16 protein-coding genes and 1 other RNA gene are annotated in these 21,526 nt (G+C 42.2%); 13 read left to right on the forward strand and 4 right to left on the reverse strand.

What is annotated here, in order from left to right; genetic code table 11:
• The first annotated feature begins 222 nt into the window (after positions 1 to 222).
• The 6 genes from NST16_RS07410 (at position 223) to odhB (ending at position 9,432) form a co-directional block, all read left to right on the forward strand.
• Positions 223 to 1,458, forward strand: coding sequence for a C40 family peptidase (locus NST16_RS07410; RefSeq protein WP_340885302.1), 1,236 nt, complete (start codon positions 223 to 225; stop codon positions 1,456 to 1,458).
• Between the two features lie 144 nt (positions 1,459 to 1,602).
• On the forward strand, positions 1,603 to 2,193 hold the full coding sequence (locus NST16_RS07415) for a superoxide dismutase family protein (RefSeq protein WP_326334051.1): 591 nt from the start codon (positions 1,603 to 1,605) through the stop codon (positions 2,191 to 2,193).
• An 86-nt stretch (positions 2,194 to 2,279) separates the two neighbouring features.
• On the forward strand, positions 2,280 to 3,170 hold the full coding sequence (locus tag NST16_RS07420; RefSeq protein ID WP_010334584.1) for an AAA family ATPase: 891 nt from the start codon (positions 2,280 to 2,282) through the stop codon (positions 3,168 to 3,170).
• Between the two features lie 10 nt (positions 3,171 to 3,180).
• Positions 3,181 to 5,097, forward strand: a complete 1,917-nt coding sequence (locus NST16_RS07425; protein WP_340885307.1) for a vWA domain-containing protein — start codon at positions 3,181 to 3,183, stop codon at positions 5,095 to 5,097.
• 228 nt (positions 5,098 to 5,325) lie between these two features.
• Positions 5,326 to 8,160 carry a 2-oxoglutarate dehydrogenase E1 component gene (sucA, locus tag NST16_RS07430; RefSeq protein ID WP_168748050.1) on the forward strand — a complete coding sequence of 945 codons (2,835 nt, stop codon included), beginning with the start codon at positions 5,326 to 5,328 and terminating at the stop codon, positions 8,158 to 8,160.
• A gap of 15 nt (positions 8,161 to 8,175) precedes the next feature.
• Positions 8,176 to 9,432: a 2-oxoglutarate dehydrogenase complex dihydrolipoyllysine-residue succinyltransferase gene (odhB, locus tag NST16_RS07435; RefSeq protein ID WP_340885310.1), complete on the forward strand. Its 1,257-nt coding sequence runs from the start codon at positions 8,176 to 8,178 to the stop codon at positions 9,430 to 9,432.
• Between the two features lie 57 nt (positions 9,433 to 9,489).
• Here the strand turns inward: odhB and NST16_RS07440 are convergent, their stop codons facing one another.
• On the reverse strand, positions 9,490 to 10,455 hold the full coding sequence (locus NST16_RS07440) for a bile acid:sodium symporter family protein (protein ID WP_340885313.1): 966 nt from the start codon (positions 10,453 to 10,455) through the stop codon (positions 9,490 to 9,492).
• A 240-nt stretch (positions 10,456 to 10,695) separates the two neighbouring features.
• On the opposite strand from NST16_RS07440, the gene NST16_RS07445 reads away from it, so the two are divergent.
• Positions 10,696 to 12,033, forward strand: coding sequence for a sodium-dependent transporter (locus tag NST16_RS07445; RefSeq protein WP_229147233.1), 1,338 nt, complete (start codon positions 10,696 to 10,698; stop codon positions 12,031 to 12,033).
• Between the two features lie 31 nt (positions 12,034 to 12,064).
• On the opposite strand, the gene NST16_RS07450 is transcribed toward NST16_RS07445, so the two are convergent.
• From NST16_RS07450 to dhaS, 3 genes are all read right to left on the reverse strand, one after another.
• Positions 12,065 to 12,910: a superoxide dismutase gene (locus NST16_RS07450; protein WP_168748048.1), complete on the reverse strand. Its 846-nt coding sequence runs from the start codon at positions 12,908 to 12,910 to the stop codon at positions 12,065 to 12,067.
• On the reverse strand, positions 12,900 to 14,798 hold the full coding sequence (locus tag NST16_RS07455; protein WP_326227170.1) for a terpene cyclase/mutase family protein: 1,899 nt from the start codon (positions 14,796 to 14,798) through the stop codon (positions 12,900 to 12,902). Before NST16_RS07455 ends, NST16_RS07450 begins: the two co-directional genes overlap by 11 nt.
• 98 nt (positions 14,799 to 14,896) lie before the next feature.
• Complete coding sequence (gene dhaS, locus NST16_RS07460) at positions 14,897 to 16,384, reverse strand: aldehyde dehydrogenase DhaS (RefSeq protein ID WP_010334578.1); 1,488 nt, start codon at positions 16,382 to 16,384, stop codon at positions 14,897 to 14,899.
• Between the two features lie 228 nt (positions 16,385 to 16,612).
• Between dhaS and NST16_RS07465 the strand changes: the two genes are divergently transcribed.
• The 6 genes from NST16_RS07465 to recQ all read left to right on the forward strand — a co-directional run bounded on the left by NST16_RS07465 (position 16,613) and on the right by recQ (position 21,347).
• A complete protein-coding gene (locus NST16_RS07465) occupies positions 16,613 to 16,816 on the forward strand; it encodes a DUF6501 family protein (protein ID WP_010334577.1) in 204 nt (67 codons plus the stop codon).
• Positions 16,817 to 17,263: 447 nt separating this feature from the next.
• On the forward strand, positions 17,264 to 17,608 hold the full coding sequence (locus NST16_RS07470) for a PH domain-containing protein (protein ID WP_010334575.1): 345 nt from the start codon (positions 17,264 to 17,266) through the stop codon (positions 17,606 to 17,608).
• Between the two features lie 122 nt (positions 17,609 to 17,730).
• On the forward strand, positions 17,731 to 18,222 hold the full coding sequence (locus NST16_RS07475) for a TraR/DksA family transcriptional regulator (RefSeq protein WP_168748045.1): 492 nt from the start codon (positions 17,731 to 17,733) through the stop codon (positions 18,220 to 18,222).
• Between the two features lie 150 nt (positions 18,223 to 18,372).
• Complete coding sequence (gene azoJ, locus NST16_RS07480; protein WP_168748044.1) at positions 18,373 to 18,999, forward strand: FMN-dependent NADH-azoreductase AzoJ; 627 nt, start codon at positions 18,373 to 18,375, stop codon at positions 18,997 to 18,999.
• A 230-nt stretch (positions 19,000 to 19,229) separates the two neighbouring features.
• A non-coding RNA gene (ssrS, locus tag NST16_RS07485) (6S RNA) lies at positions 19,230 to 19,416 on the forward strand.
• Between the two features lie 143 nt (positions 19,417 to 19,559).
• On the forward strand, positions 19,560 to 21,347 hold the full coding sequence (gene recQ, locus NST16_RS07490) for a DNA helicase RecQ (RefSeq protein WP_340885329.1): 1,788 nt from the start codon (positions 19,560 to 19,562) through the stop codon (positions 21,345 to 21,347).
• Positions 21,348 to 21,526: the final 179 nt, after the last annotated feature.

Raw genomic sequence — 21,526 nt, forward strand, 5'->3', positions numbered from 1 at the left:
TTAAATAGTTCCTTAGACTTTCGATAAACCTATCCAAATTATGTAAAATATAAGGTGTTTATCTAGAGGTTTAAGGTCGAACGAAGCTACATTTGCTGCCGAATCTATAAAAATTTGTTTATAACGCTAAAAAAGTGACGATATAACGTATGTGTGCCATTTTTGGAAACTGAATACTAATTCTTTCTGTTTGTGTCATAAAAAGTTTAGGAGGTTGCATGAATGAAAAAGAAGATCGTAGCCAGTTTGGCTGTTTCCGCAGTTGTTGGGTCATCGATGGCAGCAGCACCCGCGGATGCAAAAACGATAAAGGTGAAAAGCGGTGACTCTCTTTGGAAACTTTCGCGCCAGTATCATACGAGTATTTCTGCATTGAAATCCGAAAACAAATTGAAATCGTCAATGCTTTATGTCGGACAAAGTCTTAAAGTTCCAGAAAGCAGCAAAAAAGGCAAAACATCCTCATCAAACTCAAACAAAACGTCAACATACACCGTGGCATATGGTGATTCTTTATGGATGATTGCCAAAAATCATAAAATGAGTGTTTCAGAGCTTAAAAGCTTAAACAGCCTGAACAGTGATTTGATTCGTCCCGGCCAAAAACTGAGAATTAAAGGGACAAGCAGTTCAAACAGTTCGAGTGGACCGAAAAAAAGCAACGGTTCAAATTCTACAGGTCCATCAAAAAGTACATATACTGTAAAGCTTGGTGATTCTCTGTGGAAAATCGCAAACAGTTTAAATATGACGGTTGCCGAATTGAAAACCTTAAATGGCTTAACATCAGATACACTTTACCCTAAGCAAGTATTAAAAATAAAAAAAGGCAGCTCATCCAATAGCGGTAGCAGCGGTTCAAAAAAGCCGTCAAACTCAAATTCTTCAAAAACAACTACATACAAAGTGAAATCAGGTGATTCGTTATGGAAGATTGCGAATCAGCTGGGCGTCACTGTGCAAAGTATTCGTGATAGAAACAATTTGTCTAGCGATGTTCTGCGAATCGGACAGATTCTCACAATTTCAGGAACGACTAAATCAAATAATTCCAATAAGAATATCCCGAAAGACAAATCAGGATCAAACGTTCAAATAGGAACAAAGATTGACAGAATGATAACGGAGGCAAAAAAATATGTCGGTGTTCCGTATCGCTGGGGAGGAAATACGCCTTCCGGTTTCGATTGCAGCGGCTATATTTATTACCTCATTAATAAAGTATCATCTATTTCAAGGCTGAGTACGGCAGGGTACTGGAATGTGATGCAAAAAGTCAGCCAGCCGTCAGTCGGTGACTTTGTTTTCTTTACTACGTATAAATCCGGACCGTCTCACATGGGGATTTACTTGGGCGGCGGCAATTTTATTCATGCAAGCTCCGACGGTGTGGGCATTTCCAATCTCAGCAATTCGTATTGGAAACAGCGCTACTTGGGAGCACGAAGCTATTTTTAAACTTTGAGCATGGACATTAGACAGACGGGGCGTTTGGGCAGGACGTCCTGCTGCCCTAATGTAAAAGCCTTTTAAAAGGCTTTTTTTTAGTTTATATCGGAATATGATTGACCACACTGTTAGAAAAAACAAGGGGGAGACAGCATGAATCGTTTCTTGCTCCTTATCGTGGTGGCGGCACTGGGTCTTGCGGGATGCAGTCAGGAAACACCGCCTGACCATCCGCGGCGGGTACCGGATAAAAAGGTGATAGAAACGTCAGCGTTTAGTCATCAGATCCAGCTGATCAATAGAGAAGGCAAAAAAGTCGGGTTTATTGAAATAAAAGAATCAGAAGACGAAGGGCTCGATTTTCACATCTCAGCACACAGCCTGACACCCGGAGCTTCACTCGGTTTTCATATTTATGAAAAAGGATCATGTGTAAGGCCGGATTTTGAATCTGCGGGCGGACCCTTTAATCCGCTGAACAAAGAACACGGCTTCAATAATCCGATGGGACATCATGCCGGAGATCTTCCGAATCTTGAAGTCGGCGCAGACGGGAAAGTAGATGTTATTATGAATGCGCCTGAAACCTCTTTACAAAAAGGAAGCAAATTGAATATTCTCGACCAGGATGGCAGCGCGTTTGTTATTCATGAACAGGCTGACGACTATCTGACGAATCCGAGCGGAAATTCAGGAGCGCGAATTGTGTGCGGAGCGCTTTCTGGCAATAACGAGAAACAGTAATATAGCGGGAGCCCTTTGTATTGAGCATACAGGGGCTTTTTTAGTATACTCGTTAATGGAATACGAATAGGAAAGGAAACCTGTCTATGACATCTCAATTGCAGCACTTAACATTGCCGGAAGATATACAAAATAAGCTTTTATCATATAAAAGCCAGCCGATTTCTCCAGAATTTCAATCGCTTATCGGGACATCAGGCTATGAGGCGGAGGATGAAGCCATTTTATTCGATGCCATTATCGCATTGGCGATGGGGAAAAATATCCTGTTAAAAGGGCCTACAGGCTCAGGTAAAACTAAGCTGGCGGAAACATTGTCCAGTTATTTTCATAAACCAATGCACAGTGTCAACTGCTCAGTTGATTTGGATGCTGAAGCACTGGTTGGCTATAAAACCATTGAAAATCAATCTGGCCAGGCAACGATCGAGTTTGTCTCGGGGCCTGTGACAACAGCCATGAATGAAGGCCACTTTCTTTATATAGACGAAATCAATATGGCAAAGCCGGAAACCCTGCCCATCTTAAACGGTGTATTGGACTATAGAAAAATGATGACAAATCCGTTTACAGGAGAAGTCGTTCGGGCAAAAGAAGGCTTTGGAGTCATTGCTGCCATCAATGAAGGCTACGTTGGAACCGTACCGCTGAATGAAGCGCTTAAAAACCGTTTTGTCATTATTGATGTGCCATATATTAAAGGCGAGCTGCTGAAACAAGTACTCATGTCTCAGTCTGCTCTTCATGATGAGAAATTAATTGACCGGTTTATCACGCTGTCTTCTGATCTGATCGTTCAGGCCAATAACGGGCAGGTGTCTGAAGAAGCGGCATCTATCAGAGCTTTAATTGATACGTGTGATTTAGCCGCTTATATTCCGCCGCTACGGGCCATCGAACGGGGAATTGTAGAAAAGCTTGACGATGACCGTGAAAAGGCGGCGGTCCGAAATATCGCGGAAACTCTGTTTGAATGAGGGATGTGCGATGAAATTTATCAAATTTAATGACAGCACAATTGACTCGTTTTTATTTATGATGCTGACCGATTTGGCCAAAACGCTCACCAAAAGTGAGGCGGTGGAAGTGGAGTATGGCGTTCAGTCCTACTACAACCCATTTGAAAAAAAAATCTACATGAGCCACTTTTGGAAGGACAGAGCAGCTGAAGATATGGAAGCAGGTCTCAAAAGCGATGTCTACCTTCGATCGGTCGGAACTAAATACAGCTCGCTGCAAGAGTTTACGAACTTTTTGGATAATATCCATCGGCATCTTACATTCAAAAGCTTTGCCAAACAGCTGTTTATGCTGCTTGAGGACATCAGAATTGAAGAATGTATCAAACACGAGCGTCCCGGCACAAAACATGTATTTGCAAAACGAAAAGACATGTACAGAAAACATTTCTCCACACAGCTCACTTTAAATTTAGAACGAAGCATTTTTACGGATGCGCTCTTTTGCGCCATGTATACCAAGCTGACGGCGGAATCGCCTCTGGAAACCATCCCGTCTATGCGTGATGATATTGATCTGATGCGACCGTTTATTGAACAGCAGCTCTTGCGTGTGTATGAAGCTGACTCTACACGCCACGTTCTGAAAATTGTCGAAGACATCATGGACGGGCTTGAAGAGGTACTTGATAAAGACATGCTGAATACCTACTTCTTTTTGCCTGAGTTAGATTACGCTAAAGCCGCAGAGCAGCCGTTATTTGAAGAAGAGAAAAAAGCGCCGAAGCTGAGTGATGACGTAACGCTTCCGAAAAAATCAGACGGCGATGAAGATATTCACGATGAAGAAATGCCGACTTGGCACCGTGAAACAGAAGCGCCGTCTAAAAGCTTCCTTCAATTTGATATTGAACACGGCGCAAAATCCGATTTAGGAAAAGATGCTTCTCGTGAAGGGGACGATGGAGACCAAGCTCTCGGCTCTGTTCAAGGTTCAGCCAGACAGACAAAACGAAAAGACTATTCCAAACTGGAAGCGCTAGACTCCAAAAAAGACCAGCCGAACGGCGCGGGTCTTGCCGACGGAAAGGAAAATAAATTCGCGTTTGCGATTTATAAAGAACCGGAGCCTGCAACAAAAGATGAAGAGCTTTCTTATAAACAGCAGGCAAAATCGATCGAATCGTATCAGAAGCGTTTAAAACAAATGATTCAAAAAACGCTTGAACACAAAAAAACGCTGCCAAGGACTGACCTCCACGCGGGCCGTCTGAACAACAAGCTTCTCCGTTATTTTACGGAGCGGAATCCGCGTCTTTTTTACAAAAAACAAGAGCCTTCTTCAGAAATTGACGCTGTTTTTACATTACTGGTCGACTGTTCAGCCAGTATGTTCGACAAAATGGATGAAACGAAGCGGGGTATCGTATTGTTTCATGAAGCCTTGAAATCAGTAGCAGTTCCGCATCAAATTGTCGGTTTCTGGGAGGATACAAACGATGCCACCGAAACGAGTCAGCCGAACTATTTTAATACGGTAATTCCATTTCAGTCGTCCTTAAGACAGGCAGCGGGACCGGCGATTTTGCAGCTTGAACCTGAGGAAGACAACCGTGACGGCTATGCGATCAGGCAAATGACGAAAAAAATGCTGCAGCGGAGCGAGGCGCAAAAATTCTTAATCGTGTTCTCTGACGGAGAGCCGGCCGCATTTGGTTATGAGCAAAATGGGATTGTCGATACAAGTGAAGCGGTTATAGAAGCTCGAAAAAGGGGAATAGAAGTCATAAATGTTTTTCTCTCCAACTCAGAAATTGAAGAATCACAAATGAAAACGATACAGGATATGTACGGGAAGTTCAGTATATTTGTCCCGGATGTCGATCAGCTTCCGGATGTACTGTATCCGCTTCTTAAAAAACTGCTCCATAAAAGCATAGGATAACCCTTTATTCTATGCTTTTTGGCGTTTCTTTTTGTAAATGATTAAATTTTTTGTTTTTTATAAAGGTTTTTTACTATTTTGTGAACAATCAAGGTAGAATCAAATTGCAAACAGTGGTAAAATATCGTTGGAAGCGTTTTTATTACATAATTTTGGACACAGCGTTCGAAAGTTATTTTAAGATAGTGAATGAATCACTTGATTATCTAGGTTGGGGGTAATATTCAAATGTTTCAAAATAATATGAAACAACGAATGAATTGGGAAGATTTTTACGGTCCGAACCTCGGCTATGCGCTGGAGCTTTACGATCAGTACACCCAGGATCCGAACAGCATTGATCCGGATCTGAAGGACATGTTCGATGAACTAGGAGCTCCTCCAAGCGATATAAAAGAGGCATCGGGAACAAAAGAAAAGGGACGTGTTACAGCCGATCTGATACAAAAGATCGCATCAGCAATCAGACTTGCAGAAGATATACGAACCTATGGCCATTTGAACGCTTCCGTCAATCCGCTCAGAAAGGATGGGAAAAAGAGCGAGCTCTTTCCACTATCCGATTACGGGCTAACAGAAGAGGAAATAAAAGAAATACCTGCGTCGGTCATTTGTAAAGACGCTCCTAAAAACATTACGAACGGTTTAGAAGCCATTCAGTATTTACGAAATACGTATAAAAGAACCATCTCATTTGAATTTGATCATGTACACGACTTTAAAGAGCGAGAGTGGCTGACTCAAAAGATTGAATCCGGTGAATTGTTCCAAAAGAACTCAGCCGAAAAGCTGTCAGCTGTGCTGGAAAGACTGACGGAAGTAGAGGGATTCGAGCAATTTTTACACCGGACCTTCGTCGGGCAGAAGCGTTTTTCAATTGAGGGTCTGGACGCTCTTGTTCCAGTGCTTGATGACATTATCGCACAATCTGTCAAATCAGGTACAACGAGCGTTAACATCGGTATGGCGCACAGGGGCCGCCTGAATGTGCTGGCACATGTGCTGGGCAAACCGTATGAAATCATATTCTCAGAGTTCCAGCATGCGCCGAACAAAGATTTAGTCCCGTCTGAAGGATCTATCGGCATCAGCTACGGATGGACGGGGGATGTCAAGTATCACCTGGGAGCGAACCGCGAGCTTCAAGACGCTGAAACGAAGTCGGCGCGTATTACGCTGGCGAATAACCCGAGCCACTTGGAATTTATCAACCCGATCGTTGAAGGCAGCACAAGAGCGGCGCAGGAAACAAGAACACAAAGCGGATACCCGGTTCAGGATGAAACAAAATCACTTGCGATTTTAATTCATGGAGACGCTGCATTCCCTGGGGAAGGAATTGTCGCTGAAACATTGAATTTAAGCTCTTTAAAAGGGTATCAAGTAGGCGGTGCGATTCATATTATCGCCAATAACATGATCGGATTCACAACAGAAAGCGCTGAATCAAGATCAACAAACTATGCCAGTGACCTGGCGAAGGGCTATGAAATACCGATTGTTCACGTAAATGCGGACGATCCTGAAGCCTGTCTTTCAGCTGTTAAGTTTGCGGTAGAATACCGAAAAACATTCAACAAGGACTTTCTGATTGACTTAATCGGGTACAGACGTTACGGACACAACGAAATGGATGAGCCGTCAACTACTCAGCCGATGCTGTATGATGCTGTAAGAAAGCATCCGACTGTCAAACATATTTTCGCGGAAAAGCTCATTAAAGATGGGGTGCTGACCGAGGAAGTTGTTCAAAACATTGAAAAGTCGGTAACGAAACGCATAGAAGACGCTTATCAAAAAGTGCCGGCTAAAAAGGAACCTGTCGCTTGTGAAATAGAACTTCCGGAACCTGTTTCAAACGGTTTTCCGGATGTAGACACATCTATTGATTTTGATGTGCTCCGCAAGCTGAATGGCGAATTGGTCAATTGGCCGGAGTCGTTTAATGTATTCGGTAAGCTAAAACGCATTTTAGAAAGACGGGCCAAGGCGTTTGATGATGACAGAAAAGTGGAATGGTCATTGGCTGAATCTCTCGCGTTTGCTTCCATTCTGAAAGACGGAACACCGATTCGATTAACAGGACAGGATTCTGAGCGCGGAACGTTTGCCCAAAGAAACCTTGTACTTCACGACAGTGAGACAGGCAAAGAATTTGTGCCGTTGCACCATTTGTCAGATTGTGATACATCATTTGCCGTTCATAACAGCCCGCTGTCTGAAGGATCTGTTCTCGGCTTTGAATACGGTTATAACGTGCATTCACCGGAAACACTTGTCCTGTGGGAAGCGCAGTATGGAGATTTCGCCAATGCTGCTCAAGTGTACTTTGACCAATTTATTTCTGCCGGACGCGCAAAATGGGGACAAAAATCCGGATTAGTGATGCTGCTCCCGCACGGTTACGAGGGACAGGGCCCTGAGCATTCAAGCGGTAGAATCGAGCGGTTCCTGCAACTAGCTGCTGAGAACAACTGGACGGTTGCCAACCTGACAAGCGCCGCTCAATATTTTCATATATTAAGAAGACAGGCTAAAATGCTGCTGCGTGAGGAAATTCGACCGCTCGTCATCATGACGCCGAAGAGCCTTCTGCGCAATCCGAATACCGTTTCTGAAGTGCAGGAGCTCAGCGAAAGCCGCTTCCAGCCTGTTTACGAACAGTCAGGACTTTCTCATGAATATGAAAAAGTGACGCGGCTCGTATTATCCAGCGGTAAAGTATCTATAGACATCAGCGATCATTTCAACAAGTTAGAAGACGGGAAAGAGTGGCTTCACATTGCGAGAATTGAACAGCTGTATCCATTCCCTGCAAAAGGAGTCAAAGAATTATTTGCAAAGCTTCCGAATCTTAAAGAAATCGTTTGGGTTCAGGAAGAGCCGCAGAACATGGGGGCATGGAGCTATATCAGCCCTTATTTGACAGAACTTGCACCAGAAGGAGTAAGCGTTCAATATATTGGACGAAGAAGACGATCCAGTCCTGCAGAGGGAGATCCGACAGTTCATAAAAAAGAACAGGAACGTATTGTATCTGATAGCTTGACTCGCAAAAACTAAGGGGGAAATGAAAAAATGGCGGAAATTAAGGTACCTGAATTAGCAGAATCAATCTCAGAAGGAACTATAGCCCAATGGTTAAAGCAGCCCGGTGATTATGTAGAACAGGGTGAATATCTGCTTGAACTTGAAACGGATAAAGTTAATGTTGAATTGACAGCAGAAGAATCGGGTGTTCTTCAAGAGGTATTGAAAGATTCGGGTGATACCGTCCAAGTTGGAGAAATTATCGGTACCATTACAGAAGGCGCGGGTGAAAGTTCTGCCCCTGCTCCTTCAGAGAAGGCTGAAAGCAAAGAAAGTGAAAAAGAAGAAAAGCAAGCTGAACCAACGGCGCAAGAAGTGAGCCAGGAAGCGCAAACGGAAGCAAAAACAAGAACAATCGCATCTCCTTCTGCCCGTAAGCTGGCGAGAGAGAAAGGGATTGACCTGTCTCAGGTTCCAACTGGCGATCCGCTTGGAAGAGTGCGCAAACAGGATGTTGAGGCGTATGAAAAACCAGCGGCGAAACCAGCTCCTCAGCAGCAAAAACAACAGCCGCAGCCTCAAAAAACACAGCAAAGCTTTGACAAACCTGTTGAAGTGCAAAAAATGTCACGCCGCAGACAGACGATTGCTAAACGTCTAGTCGAAGTTCAGCAAACATCTGCGATGCTGACTACATTTAATGAAGTTGACATGACGGCTGTTATGAATCTCAGAAAACGTCGCAAAGACCAATTCTTTGAGCAAAATGAAGTGAAGCTGGGCTTTATGTCTTTCTTTACTAAAGCTGTTGTAGCGGCATTGAAAAAATATCCGCTCTTGAATGCAGAAATTCAAGGCGATGAGCTGATTGTTAAAAAATTCTATGATATCGGAATCGCTGTTGCAGCTGAAGAAGGACTTGTCGTTCCAGTTGTAAGGGATGCAGACCGTCTGACATTTGCAGGCATTGAAAAAGAAATCGGCGAGCTTGCGAAAAAAGCGAGAAACAATAAATTAACCCTTGGTGAGCTGCAAGGAGGCTCATTTACAATTACAAACGGAGGGACTTTCGGTTCACTCATGTCAACACCGATTTTAAACAGCCCTCAAGTTGGTATTCTGGGTATGCATAAGATTCAGCTGCGCCCTGTCGCAGTTGATGAAGAACGTTTTGAAAACCGTCCGATGATGTATATTGCTTTATCTTATGATCACCGGATCGTAGATGGTAAAGAAGCAGTTGGATTCCTTGTTACTATTAAGAACTTACTAGAAGATCCTGAACAGCTTTTGTTAGAGGGATAAAACAAAAAAGGTACATCACGGCTAAACGTGATGTACCTTTTTATATAGAATAGAATGTTAAAGAGTCAGTTCTGTGCTGTTAGAATCTTCTTTTTGATTCTTACCTTTTTTAGACCAATATGTAGCGAGCAGAGAGCCTGAAAGGTTGTGCCAAACACTGAAAATCGCGCTAGGAACAGCGGATAGCGATGAAAAATGTGCCGTAGCAAGTGCTGCGCCAAGCCCTGAGTTTTGCATGCCGACTTCAATTGCAACCGCTTTTTGAGATGCATAATCCATTTTTAACAGCTTTGCACAAAGAAACCCCAGTAAATATCCAATGCCATTATGCAGGATAACTACTGAAAAAATAAGCCATCCTGATTGAAGCAGGTTTTCCCGATTGCCGCTTACAACAGCTGATACAATCGCAACGATACCGATGACTGAAACAAGCGGCAGGACATGAACGGCTTTTGCGACCTGTTTTTTGAAAAACATTTTGACGATTAGGCCTGCAATGATTGGAAACAATACAGCCTGCAAAATCGAAATAAATAATGAGCCAGGCGAGACAGGCAGCCATTCCTTGGCAAACAGCATAATCAATACCGGCGTCAAAACAGGTGCCAACAAGGTGGAAATTGTAGTGACAGCAACAGACAGGGCCGTGTTGCCTTTTGCTAAAAATGTCATGACATTAGAGGCAGTTCCACCCGGACAGCAGCCAACAAGAATGACGCCTACCGCGATCTCCGAGGGGAGATGCAAGCCATAGGCTAAGCCGAAAGCAACAAGCGGCATAATCGTATATTGGGCAATCACTCCGATAATGACGTACAAAGGTTTTCTGATCAGCTCTTTAAAATCATCGGTTTGCAGTGTTAGCCCCATTCCAAACATGATAATGCCGAGAAAAATCGTAATATAAGAACTGATCCAAGAAAATAATAACGGGAACGAAAATCCGAGTACGGCAAAAACAATAACCCAGATGCCGAAGGTTTGTCCCGCGAATTGACTAATCTTTCTGATGTTTTCCATACAAACACTCCTCATACACTGATCAAGAACTTCAGCAGAAATTCCTACAGATTTTTTGGTATTCTCCTATTATAATTAATTTTCTGAATAATTCAATATTAATAAATTGACTGTATTCTGATATATCTATGTAGATAGATGATAAATATATTATGTAAACTAATCAAAATATTCTTGACTATATAGGTAGATATTCTTACAATGAACCTTTAAACTGTTTTGAAAAATAGGAGTGATAGGGTGAAGGAAGCTAATCAATGGTCTTCGAAGCTGGGCTTTATTTTAGCAGCGGCTGGATCGGCTATCGGTCTCGGTGCGATATGGAAATTCCCATATGTCGCAGGCACCAGCGGAGGAGGCGCGTTTTTATTTATTTTCATTTTATTTACAATATTAATCGGACTGCCATTATTGCTCGGTGAATTCATCATAGGCAGAAAAACACAGCAAGATGCCGTCCAATCCTATAAATCTCTTGCTCCTGGGTCTAAATGGCATTGGATAGGCTATTTAGGCATGGCGACGTGCTTTATTCTGTTATCATTCTACAGCGTTGTCGGCGGATGGATTTTAAATTACATTTTTAAAGGCTTTACCGGCGGTTTATCGCATACATCAGGTTTTGATACGCTGTTTGCGAATACCATTTCAAATCCATATTTGGCTGTAGGAGGCCAGCTGCTGTTTATGCTGGTCACAATTTTGGTTGTCGCAAAGGGTGTAAGCAGCGGAATTGAAAAAGCAAGCCAAATTTTAATGCCAGCGCTATTTATATTATTTATTATTTTAATGGTGCGTTCAGTTACTCTTCATGGAGCGATGGAAGGCCTTACGTTTTTCCTGACACCTGATATCTCCGCTATTGACGCCAATACAATATTATATGCGATGGGCCAGTCCTTCTTCTTATTAAGTGTCGGTGTATCTGTAATGGTAACGTATAGTGCCTATCTAGAAAAACAAGAAAATCTGGTGCAGTCTGCTGTATCTGTTACGGTTTTGAATGTTCTTGTCGCCATTATGGCGGGAATCGCAATCTTTCCAGCTGTTTTTTCATTCGGCCTCAAACCGGATCAAGGACCTGTCCTGTTATTTAATGTGCTGCCGACTGTATTTAATCAAATGCCGTTTGGAATTGTCTTTTTATTAGCATTTTTAATTCTATTTTTATTTGCGGCACTGACATCCGCCTTTTCAATGCTTGAAATTTTGGTCGCTGTGCTTTCAAAAGGCGATGTGAGTAAAAGAAAACGATTTGCCTGGATCGGCGGGATGGCTATCTTTCTGGTCGGCGTACCGTCTGCGTTATCATACGGTATTTTAAGTGATATCACCATTTTTCACATGTCCATTTTTGACGCAGCTGATTTTCTGGTCAGCAATATTTTAATGCCGTTAGGAGCGTTATTGATTTCTATCTTTGTACCGTTCAAAATACCGAAAGAAGACTTGTTTAACGAGCTGAAAAGCGGCTCAAATCTCAAGCGAAAGTGGTTTGCGGTTTGGCTTCTGCTCATACGTTATCTTTCACCTGTTGCAATCATTATCGTATTTTTACATGTATTAGGTATTTTTTAAAAAATGAAGCCCCCTGGAAAAGGGGGCTTTTTTAATAGAGTTTCCATACGACTTCTTTTGCCTGTTCAAAACGTTTTTCGGCTTCACGCCAATCGACTACATTCCACCAATGATCAACATAGCTTCCGCGGTCATTTTTATATTGCAAATAGTAAGCATGTTCCCATACATCAAGCGGTAAAAGAGGGATTACATCCCATTGGCTGAAGAGCTGGTGCTTCTCTGCGGCTAAAATCTCCAGCCGCCCGGAACGAGGGGACCAGACAAGAATGGCCCACCCGACACCCTCCACTTTTTTTGCAGCTTGGGTAAAATGCTCCTTAAAGGCCGAATAGCTTCCAAATGAAAGATCGATCATTTGAAACAATGCTCCAGTAGGACGTCTTTTTCCGTTTGGATGCATAGAAAACCAAAAAATACTGTGCAAATAATGGCCCGCTCCATGAAACGCAAGCTCTCTTTCCCAATGAGTGATCAAGTCATAGTTCTTTGAAGCTCTGGCTTTCTTAAGCTCCAATTCTGCTTTATTCAGTCCGTCAACATAGCTTTGGTGATGTTTTGTATGATGAAGTACCATAATATCACGTGAAATATAAGGTTCTAAAGCAGAGTACTTGTACGGAAGCTTTGGAAGAACATGTTTTCCTATAGGAACGAAGGCACGTCTTTCACCTGTTTCTTCTGATTGTGTAATATCACGATAGAGTGTGGCGGCCTGCTGATACCACTGTTCTTCTGTCGTCTGGTCATCCTCCAGCGCTTCAATCATCCTTTCGATTTGATCCTCAAATTGATCAAGCTGTCCTCGTTTTTGAATCTGATCTTTTAAGGCTTCACACCAATTGAACATCTCGGTTTGATAAGATTCACGTTTCATATGCTGTCTCCTTTTCAATAGAATTCAAATATTTGCCGACAGCCAGCAAAGGGAACACATAAGGATAACTGTGGTAACGAATATAAAACTGCTTTGGCAGCCCGATTCCCACTGGATAAGTCAAGCTTCTACCGTCATGAGAACTGCTGTCCATGAGGTAGTTCATTCCTTTCACAATTGCTGGATGACTGGGTTTTTCATATAGCAATAAAGCATCTAAAGCCCAGGCAGTTTGTATAATGGTTCCTTTTTTAAGCGGCACATAGGTTTTGACCTCCGCGCTTTTGCAGGATTCACCCCAGCTGCCGTCATCATTTTGTATGGTTTTGAGCCACCGGATTGCCTTTTGTATCGAAGGGTGGGTTCGAACAACTCCGCAGGCGTGCATGCCGGTTAAGGCAGCCCATGTGCCGTAAATGTAGCAAACACCCCAACGTCCGTACCAAGATCCATTATGTTCCTGATTTTCATAAAGCCAGTTCACAGCACGCTGAATGTGGTGATGTTTTACTGAAAAGCCGGCTTTTTCACCTAAAAAGTGCAGCACACGCCCGGTAAGGTCGGCGGTTGAGGGATCAACAGCCGCATCCTCGGCGGATTCAAGCGGGAGGTGGCGGATAAGAGGGTGGTTCACATTTTTTTCAAAGGCGGAAAACCCTCCATCATTGTTCTGCATCGATAAAAGCCAAGCCACGCCTCGCTCCCAAGAAAAAGGAGAGAAGCTGCGGGGAATTGCTTTTAAGACGGCTGCAGTGTCGTCACAATCAGGGTTATTCGTGTTGATATTTGAAAATCCCCAGCCGCCTGGAGATACGTGTGGATTGTTGACAGACCAATCTGCTATCTTGGTATGCTGCCGCTTTTGTAAAAAAGAAACGGCTTTTGTAATTGTACCGTCTGTTTCGGCAACGCCGTTTTGCTGAAGCGCATAAGTGATTAATGCAGTATCCCAAACAGTGGAAGTGGAATTTTCTAAATAAGGAATGCCGCCACATTCAGTCACCAATGCTTTGATGCCATTAATGGCCCTTCGGATGACCGGTGAATGGCGTGACACACCAAGTGACAGAAGGCTGTATACCATAAATATTGTGGCGCTTGCATAACTGTACAGTGTGCCGTCTTCTTCAATTCGGTCAAGCATATATGTTTTAGCTGTGTGTAAGCCAAGCTCCTGAAGAGCAAAGGGTGCACGAAAAAGCCGCTTCCAATGAGTCAGAACAGAAGAGAGGTCTCTCTCCTCGAAAGCATCAGAACGGAGCCATGTCAAAGGGTTTTTTGTCATGTGCGGGTCGAGGTGGCGGAGAGATTGAACATTGCGGTTTTTTAGTGTGAATCGCTGATTGAGTGTGACAGCCATCGGCGCAAAGTGAATACGTGCATAGGTGCTGAACTGATAGAAATGAACCGGGAATGTTGGGGGGATTGCTAAAAGCGACAATGGTACATATAAAGCGGGCCAAGGGTAAAGGCTGTTTGCTGCAAGCATCCATTTTGTCATAAAATGAATATTCCTCAAGCCCCCATGTGATGTAATGAATTGTTCAGCTTTTTTCATGTGCGGATCAGTTCGATGGTAGCATCCTGAAGCCAGCATTCCGACATAACCTTGGACGGCAGCTGTTATATTGCCGCCTGTTTCGTCAGGGAAATTGTTAAACGTTCCGTCTGGCTGCTGATTTTCGCGAATGCCGGCTGCGAGCGCCGAAATGAGTTCTTTTTCATTTTCATCTTCATCAAGTGAGGTGAGGAGCAGAATAAAAAAAGAATTCGTCATGATTGGACCTTCAAAGCAAAATGTCCAAGAACCGTCACCATTTTGCCTATCTTTCAGCTCTGAAATCGTGTTTTGCTGATAGCGCCTCACCTTCTCCTGAAGTGTGCTCATCACGCTCAACTCCTTCAGAAAGATATATATTCATCAGCTTTTGTTGCCATTACTGAAAGAAAAAAACTGCTGGCAGGCAGCAGTTTTTTTAAAAGCTTTTAGTCTTCAAGATTAATCCATACACTTTTGACTTCTGTGTAGTTATCTAGAGCATATGAGCCCATTTCTCTTCCTAGTCCGGATTGTTTATAACCGCCGAACGGCGAAGCTGCGTCAAACACATTATAGCAGTTTACCCAGACAGTCCCGGCTTGAAGGCGATCTGCAATATAATGGGCTTGTTTTACATTCTCAGTCCATAGGCCGGCAGCAAGTCCGTATTCAGAATGGTTGGCTCGTTCAATGACTTCATCCACTGTTTCATACGGAATCGCCGTCAGGACTGGTCCAAAGATTTCTTCTTTGGCGATTGTCATATCGTCTTCAACATTCGCAAACACAGTCGGCGCGACAAAGTAGCCTTCTTCATAAGGGCAGCTTCCGCCAGTGACAGCTTTTGCTCCTTCATCTTTCCCTTTTTGAATATAAGAAAGAACGCGTTCATGCTGCTCCTTGCTCACGAGCGGGCCGATTTGGGTATCTTTATGAAGTCCGGCTCCTTGGCGGAGTGATTCAGCATAAGACACCATCTCATTGACAACTTCATCATACTGGTCTTTATGAATAAAGACGCGTGAGCCCGCACAGCAGACTTGGCCTTGGTTAAACATGACACCGTTTAAAGCGCCTGGAATGGCTTTTTTCAAATTGGCATCCGGTAGCAGGATATTAGGTGATTTTCCGCCCAGTTCCAGGGTGACACGCTTAATGCTTTTTGCCGCCGTGGCCATGATTTTCTTTCCGATTTCTGTTGATCCGGTAAAGGCAATTTTGTCAACCGCTTCATGGTTGGTAAGTGCTTCTCCAGCATCCTCACCGAATCCCGGAATGATATTGATCACACCGTCAGGGAAACCGGCTTTATCAATTAACTCAGCCAAATAAAGAGCTGAAAGCGGGGTTTGCTCAGCAGGCTTAAGCACAATTGTACAGCCGGTTGCAAGAGCCGCACCCATTTTCCACATCGCCATAAGGAGCGGGAAATTCCATGGGATGATTTGGCCGACGACGCCGACAGGCTCATGGCGTGTATAATTAAAATAGGAGCCGGAAACAGGGATTGTCTGCCCTGTTATTTTTGTGCACCAGCCGGCGTAATAGCGCATATGCTCAATAGCCAGCGGGATATCTCCATTTGTTGTTTCGTTTATTGGCTTTCCGTTATCAAGGGTTTCAAGCTGAGCAAGCTCAGTTTTATGCTCTTCCATTAAATCTGCCAGCTTATACATCAGTCTGCTTCTCGATGCTGGAGACATTGTTCTCCACTCGCCTTGATCAAAGGCTTTGCGGGCAGCTTTAACGGCTTTGTCCACATCTTCTGCCCGGGCTTCATACAGCGACATTAAGGTTTCGCCTGTCGCCGGGTTAGGCGTGTCAAAGGTTGCCCCTGAGGCACTCGGAACAAACTTCCCATCAATATAAAGCTTTTTCGTTCCCTGTAAAAATGTCTCCAGCCTTTTACTCACTTGCATCGTTAAAGAACTCATTCGTAACAAACCTCCAGTCATTTTTATGGCCTGTTCTGAGATTCTTGGTGATAGAATGGATATTGCTTCATTGAAGAGCGGAAATTAGCTGTGATTGTTACTATGGAAGTAAGCGTATACAACCATTCTATACTAGAAAACATGACAAAATCAATGAATAACCGATATTGCAATTTACAAAAGAAAAAAGCTACAATAGGCTTATAGACAAGTAAAGGAGATTTCATCATGATACATAAAAATTGGCTTGAAAAAGAAACGGTTAAAAAAGTAAAGTGTGTTCAGACAAACGCAAAGAAATACATTGTAAATCGCGTATTAACACCAGGGAAAGAATATGAAGTGAAGAATGAGACAGAGGAATTTCTGTTTGTCGTTGATAATACAAATAAAATCGGCGGATACTATAAAGAATATTTTGAAGAGGTATAATCACCGAGAATCCCTGATTGAAGGAGAAACAGAAGCCTTTCATGAACGGCTCATCGGGCAGGAAGCATATGTCACATCAATTTCAGACTCTAATATAGATGGCACAATTGAAGATACAGATCGTTATGCAAAGGACCGCAGCTAAGCTGCGGTTCTTCTTTGATTCAAAAAGGGAAAATAAAACAGATACACAGAAGAAAACGTTAAAAAACTCATTTTTCAAAAAATATTTGTGAAAAATGAAACTTTTTTCTCTATTGGTGCGTACTACATGATGACAGCAATACAAAAAACAAGAAACAAATCAAAAAAGTGAAAAATGTAATCTGTTCGTAATGGTTTAAATGTCTTCTATGTCGTATTCTTATATAGGGATAAAGGACTTATTTTATTTAATGTAATCTCGTCATAAGAAAAATAGATAAATGCAGAAAGAGGGGTTCTTCATTGGGTATTTTTTCTGTTAGCAGACCAACTGACGCAAAGAAGCTTGAAGCTTTGCTCGTTGAAGGGGAAAGAATAGAATCGATTTATAAGCTCCGGGTTGACCAAATTTGCTTTACAAATAAACGTATTATTTTCTTTGATAATAAGGTGTTTTCTAAAAAGAAGGTTCGTGTATTTCTTCCATATAAAACGATTGAAAGCTTTGCCATCCAAGAAGCGGGAATGTTTGATCCAGACACCGGACTTTTATTAATGACAAGAAGCAAAACCTTTGAATTAGAATTTGCGAAAGATACCGATTTAAGCGAAGTGCAAGCGGTATTGACGAAGTATTTATGCAACTGAATAAACTAACTGAGGCCAGCCGTCTCTAAAGAATGGTTTGGCTTTTTTTGTGCCGTAAAAACGCCTTTTTTGGTTTGTCAGTATTCAAAACTGGGAACAGAGAAAAAAAGGAGAGGATACACATGGCACTGACTAAAGAACAAACTCAGCATCTCTACCATAAATTGCTTCATATGCAAAAAGAATTGTCTGGTGAAAAAAAGAAAACACAATCAATGACTGAAGAAGTAGGAGAGCTGTCTAATGGGGTTGATAACCATATGGCTGACCACGGAACGCTTGTAACAGACCGCATGACAGACCAAACGGTAAAAGAAATAGACCGGGAGCTTTTGGAGGAAGTTAATCACGCTTTACAAAAGATAAAAGACGGAACGTACGGAATTTGTGAAAAAACAGGTCAAGATATCCCATACGAAAGATTGGAAGCTGTTCCATACGCAAGAATGACAGTGGAAGCCCAAGCTGATGTAGAGGACGATTTGGAAACGGATGCTCCGTCATTTGAAAGGGAGTTTCACCAACAAGTTAAAGATCTTTCTAATAAAGAAACAATTGATCAAAAAAGTTCTCAAACGTATGAGATTTTAGACCGCGAGCAGGATTCAAATTGAAAATCGCAAGCAAGTACACCGATATAAGGTGTACTTGCTTTTTTTTATAAAAAAATCTCATATTCGAAATAAAGTGATTGACTTTGCATAAAAAAGAAAGTAACATACTATTTGTAAGTTAATATAAAAAGTTTACCGGGAGGAATACAAATGTCTACAGTTTTATTTGTAAAATCAAGTGACCGTACAGCTGAAGAAGGTGTTTCAGTTAAACTATACGAAGCATTTTTAGCTGCATATAAAGAAAACAACCCTAATGATGAAGTGATTGAATTAGATCTTCATAAAGAAAACCTTCCTTACCTTGGAAGAGATATGATTAACGGAACATTTAAAGCAGGTCAAGGTATGGAAATGACTGAGGAAGAAAAAAAACAAGCTGCAACAGCTGACAAATATCTGAACCAATTTGTAAAAGCTGATAAAGTGGTGTTCGCATTCCCGCTTTGGAACTTCACAGTGCCAGCAGTGCTTCATACTTATGTGGATTACCTGTCTCGCGCAGGCGTTACATTCAAATACACACAAGAAGGACCAGTTGGTTTAATGGGCGACAAAAAAGTTGCACTTCTTAACGCGCGCGGCGGCGTTTATTCAGAAGGACCAATGGCTTCACTAGAAATGTCCTTAAACTTCATGAAAACAGTTCTTGGTTTCTGGGGTGTTCAAGACTTGCACACAGTTGTCATCGAGGGACATAACGCAGCGCCTGATAAAGCACAAGAAATTGTTGAAAAAGGCTTGCAAGAAGCGAAAGAGCTTGCTGCTAAGTTTTAATGAATGAAGACTCCTATCCGTGAGATAGGAGTTTTTTTGCGTACATATTATATGGAAGAAAGTGATTACTTCTTGCCGCTAGAAAATGATGTTTTTTTTATTGTAATATATTTTTTGTTTGTCGAATCATAAGATATATTAGCGAAAAAACAGTTTTATGAATAAAAAAAGTTTTTCTGAACAATTGATTTGCCCCCTTGATAAAATATGTCCAATGGTGTACTATATAAAAGAAGCTACTTTGTACGTATTGTTAATTAAGTTTTAACCTTTAAGCTGTAATAGGGAGTTTTATATCGAAGCCGGAATGTCATGCCTCCATTGCAGAGGACGACAGGAACGTTTCTGCAAACACCCACTTTGAGGAGTGGTGGTTTAAAACTTTCTTACTTGCATACGGCAAGATGTAGCGAAGGCCATTTCCTTTATGGAAATGGCTTTTTATTTTATCTGAAAAAGGATTTTTATATCGAAAATTCAATTTCCATTCGGGAAGAAATGCAGGTCTATTTTTTGTGATATGATGGGAGAAATTGAAGGAAAAGCGAGGGTTAGACGTTATGTTACATAAAGCCCAATCTCTGTTGGCGCATTATTTCGGTTATGAAAAGCTGCGCAGAGGGCAGGAGGAAGCCATCCGTTCGGTGACAGAAGCGAGACAAAACACGGTCTGCATTATGCCGACGGGCGGGGGAAAATCAATATGCTATCAAATTCCGGCACTGATGTTTGAAGGAACAACGATTGTCATTTCGCCGTTAATATCATTAATGAAGGATCAGGTTGATGCTCTTGAAGAAGCGGGAATCAAAGCCGCTTACATCAACAGTTCGCAAACCAATCAAGAAATATATGAAAGGCTGAACGGCCTGAAAGAAGGGGCCTATAAGCTTTTTTACATTACACCAGAGCGGTTAACCTCAACAGAATTTATACGTATTTTGCAAAGCATCGACGTTCCTTTAGTAGCAATAGATGAAGCGCACTGTATTTCTCAATGGGGCCACGATTTCAGGCCAAGCTACAGAAACATTGAAATTTTGTTTCACGAGTTAAATGACAAACCTGTCATCATGGCATTAACCGCAACAGCAACACCTGAGGTGCATGATGATATATGCCGTCAGCTGCATATTCAAAAAGAAAACACGGTATATACCGGTTTCTCCCGTGACAACCTGACTTTGAAAGTTGCAAAAGGGGAAAACAAAGATCGTTTTATTGATGAGTATGTAAAAAGAAACAAACATGAAGCAGGAATCGTCTATACCGCGACAAGAAAAGAAGCAGATCGGATTTATGAGCGGTTAAAACGAAATCAAATTAGCGCAGGGCGGTATCACGGGGGCTTACAGGACGAAGTCAGAAAAGAACAGCAGGAAAGGTTTCTGAACGATGAGCTGCAGGTCATGGTTGCCACATCTGCTTTCGGGATGGGCATCGATAAATCAAATATCAGGTTTGTTCTTCATGCACAGATACCGAAAGATATGGAAAGCTACTATCAGGAGGCGGGACGAGCTGGACGGGATGGCCTCGACAGTGAATGTGTGCTTTTATTTTCTCCGCAAGATATTATGGTTCAGCGCTTTTTAATCGAGCAATCGGAAAATGAAGAAAAGCAAAAGCAGGACTTGAAAAAACTGCGACAAATAGTTGACTACTGCCATACGGAAGATTGTCTGCAGCGATTTATTCTGATGTATTTCGGAGAAAAGGAACCTGACGCCTGCGGACAGTGCGGAAACTGTACAGATACAAGAACAGCTCATGACGTGACGAGAGAAGCGCAAATGGTCTTATCGTGTATCATTCGTATGAATGAACGTTTTGGGAAGACGATGGTTGCCCAGGTGCTCGCTGGATCAAAAAATAAAAAAGTGCTCGAAAACGGCTTTAGCAGCCTTTCAACATACGGAATATTAAAGCACCGATCAGTTAGTGAAATCAGCGACTTTATTGAATTTCTGATTGCTGACGACTTTATTAGGATGTCAGATGGAACATTTCCGACTCTATTTGTTAGCGGCAAAGGGAGAAATGTGCTGAGAAGCGAATTGGCAGTAGCGAGAAAAGAAGCATTAAAAGCAGAAGCCATTACGGAAAATGACGAGCTGTTTGAACGGCTTCGCACCTTACGCAAGCAAATTGCAGCAGAGCAGGGCGTTCCGCCTTTTGTCGTTTTTTCTGATCAGACGCTGAAAGATATGTCAGGAAAACAGCCTGTAAATGATGAAGAACTTTTGTCTATAAAAGGAGTCGGAGAACAAAAAAGAGCAAAATATGGCCGGCTTTTTTTAGAAGAAATACAAGCTTATGTAAAGATGACAGCCCCAAAAAAAGCATAAATCAACCTTTTTTTCTTTGAAAAACACATTTTCTTTTCTTTTTTTTGACTCAAACTTAAAAGACTTGAAAAGCCTATTATATCAAGGGTTCAGTAAGACTTTCCAACAGAGAGAAATCCTTCATGTAAAGGAACTGTAATCTAAATCATATCTTTTTGTTATTGATTTGACATTTACAT

It is taken from the genome of Bacillus sp. FSL K6-1005 (assembly GCF_038000225.1).
Classification (GTDB): domain Bacteria; phylum Bacillota; class Bacilli; order Bacillales; family Bacillaceae; genus Bacillus; species Bacillus mojavensis.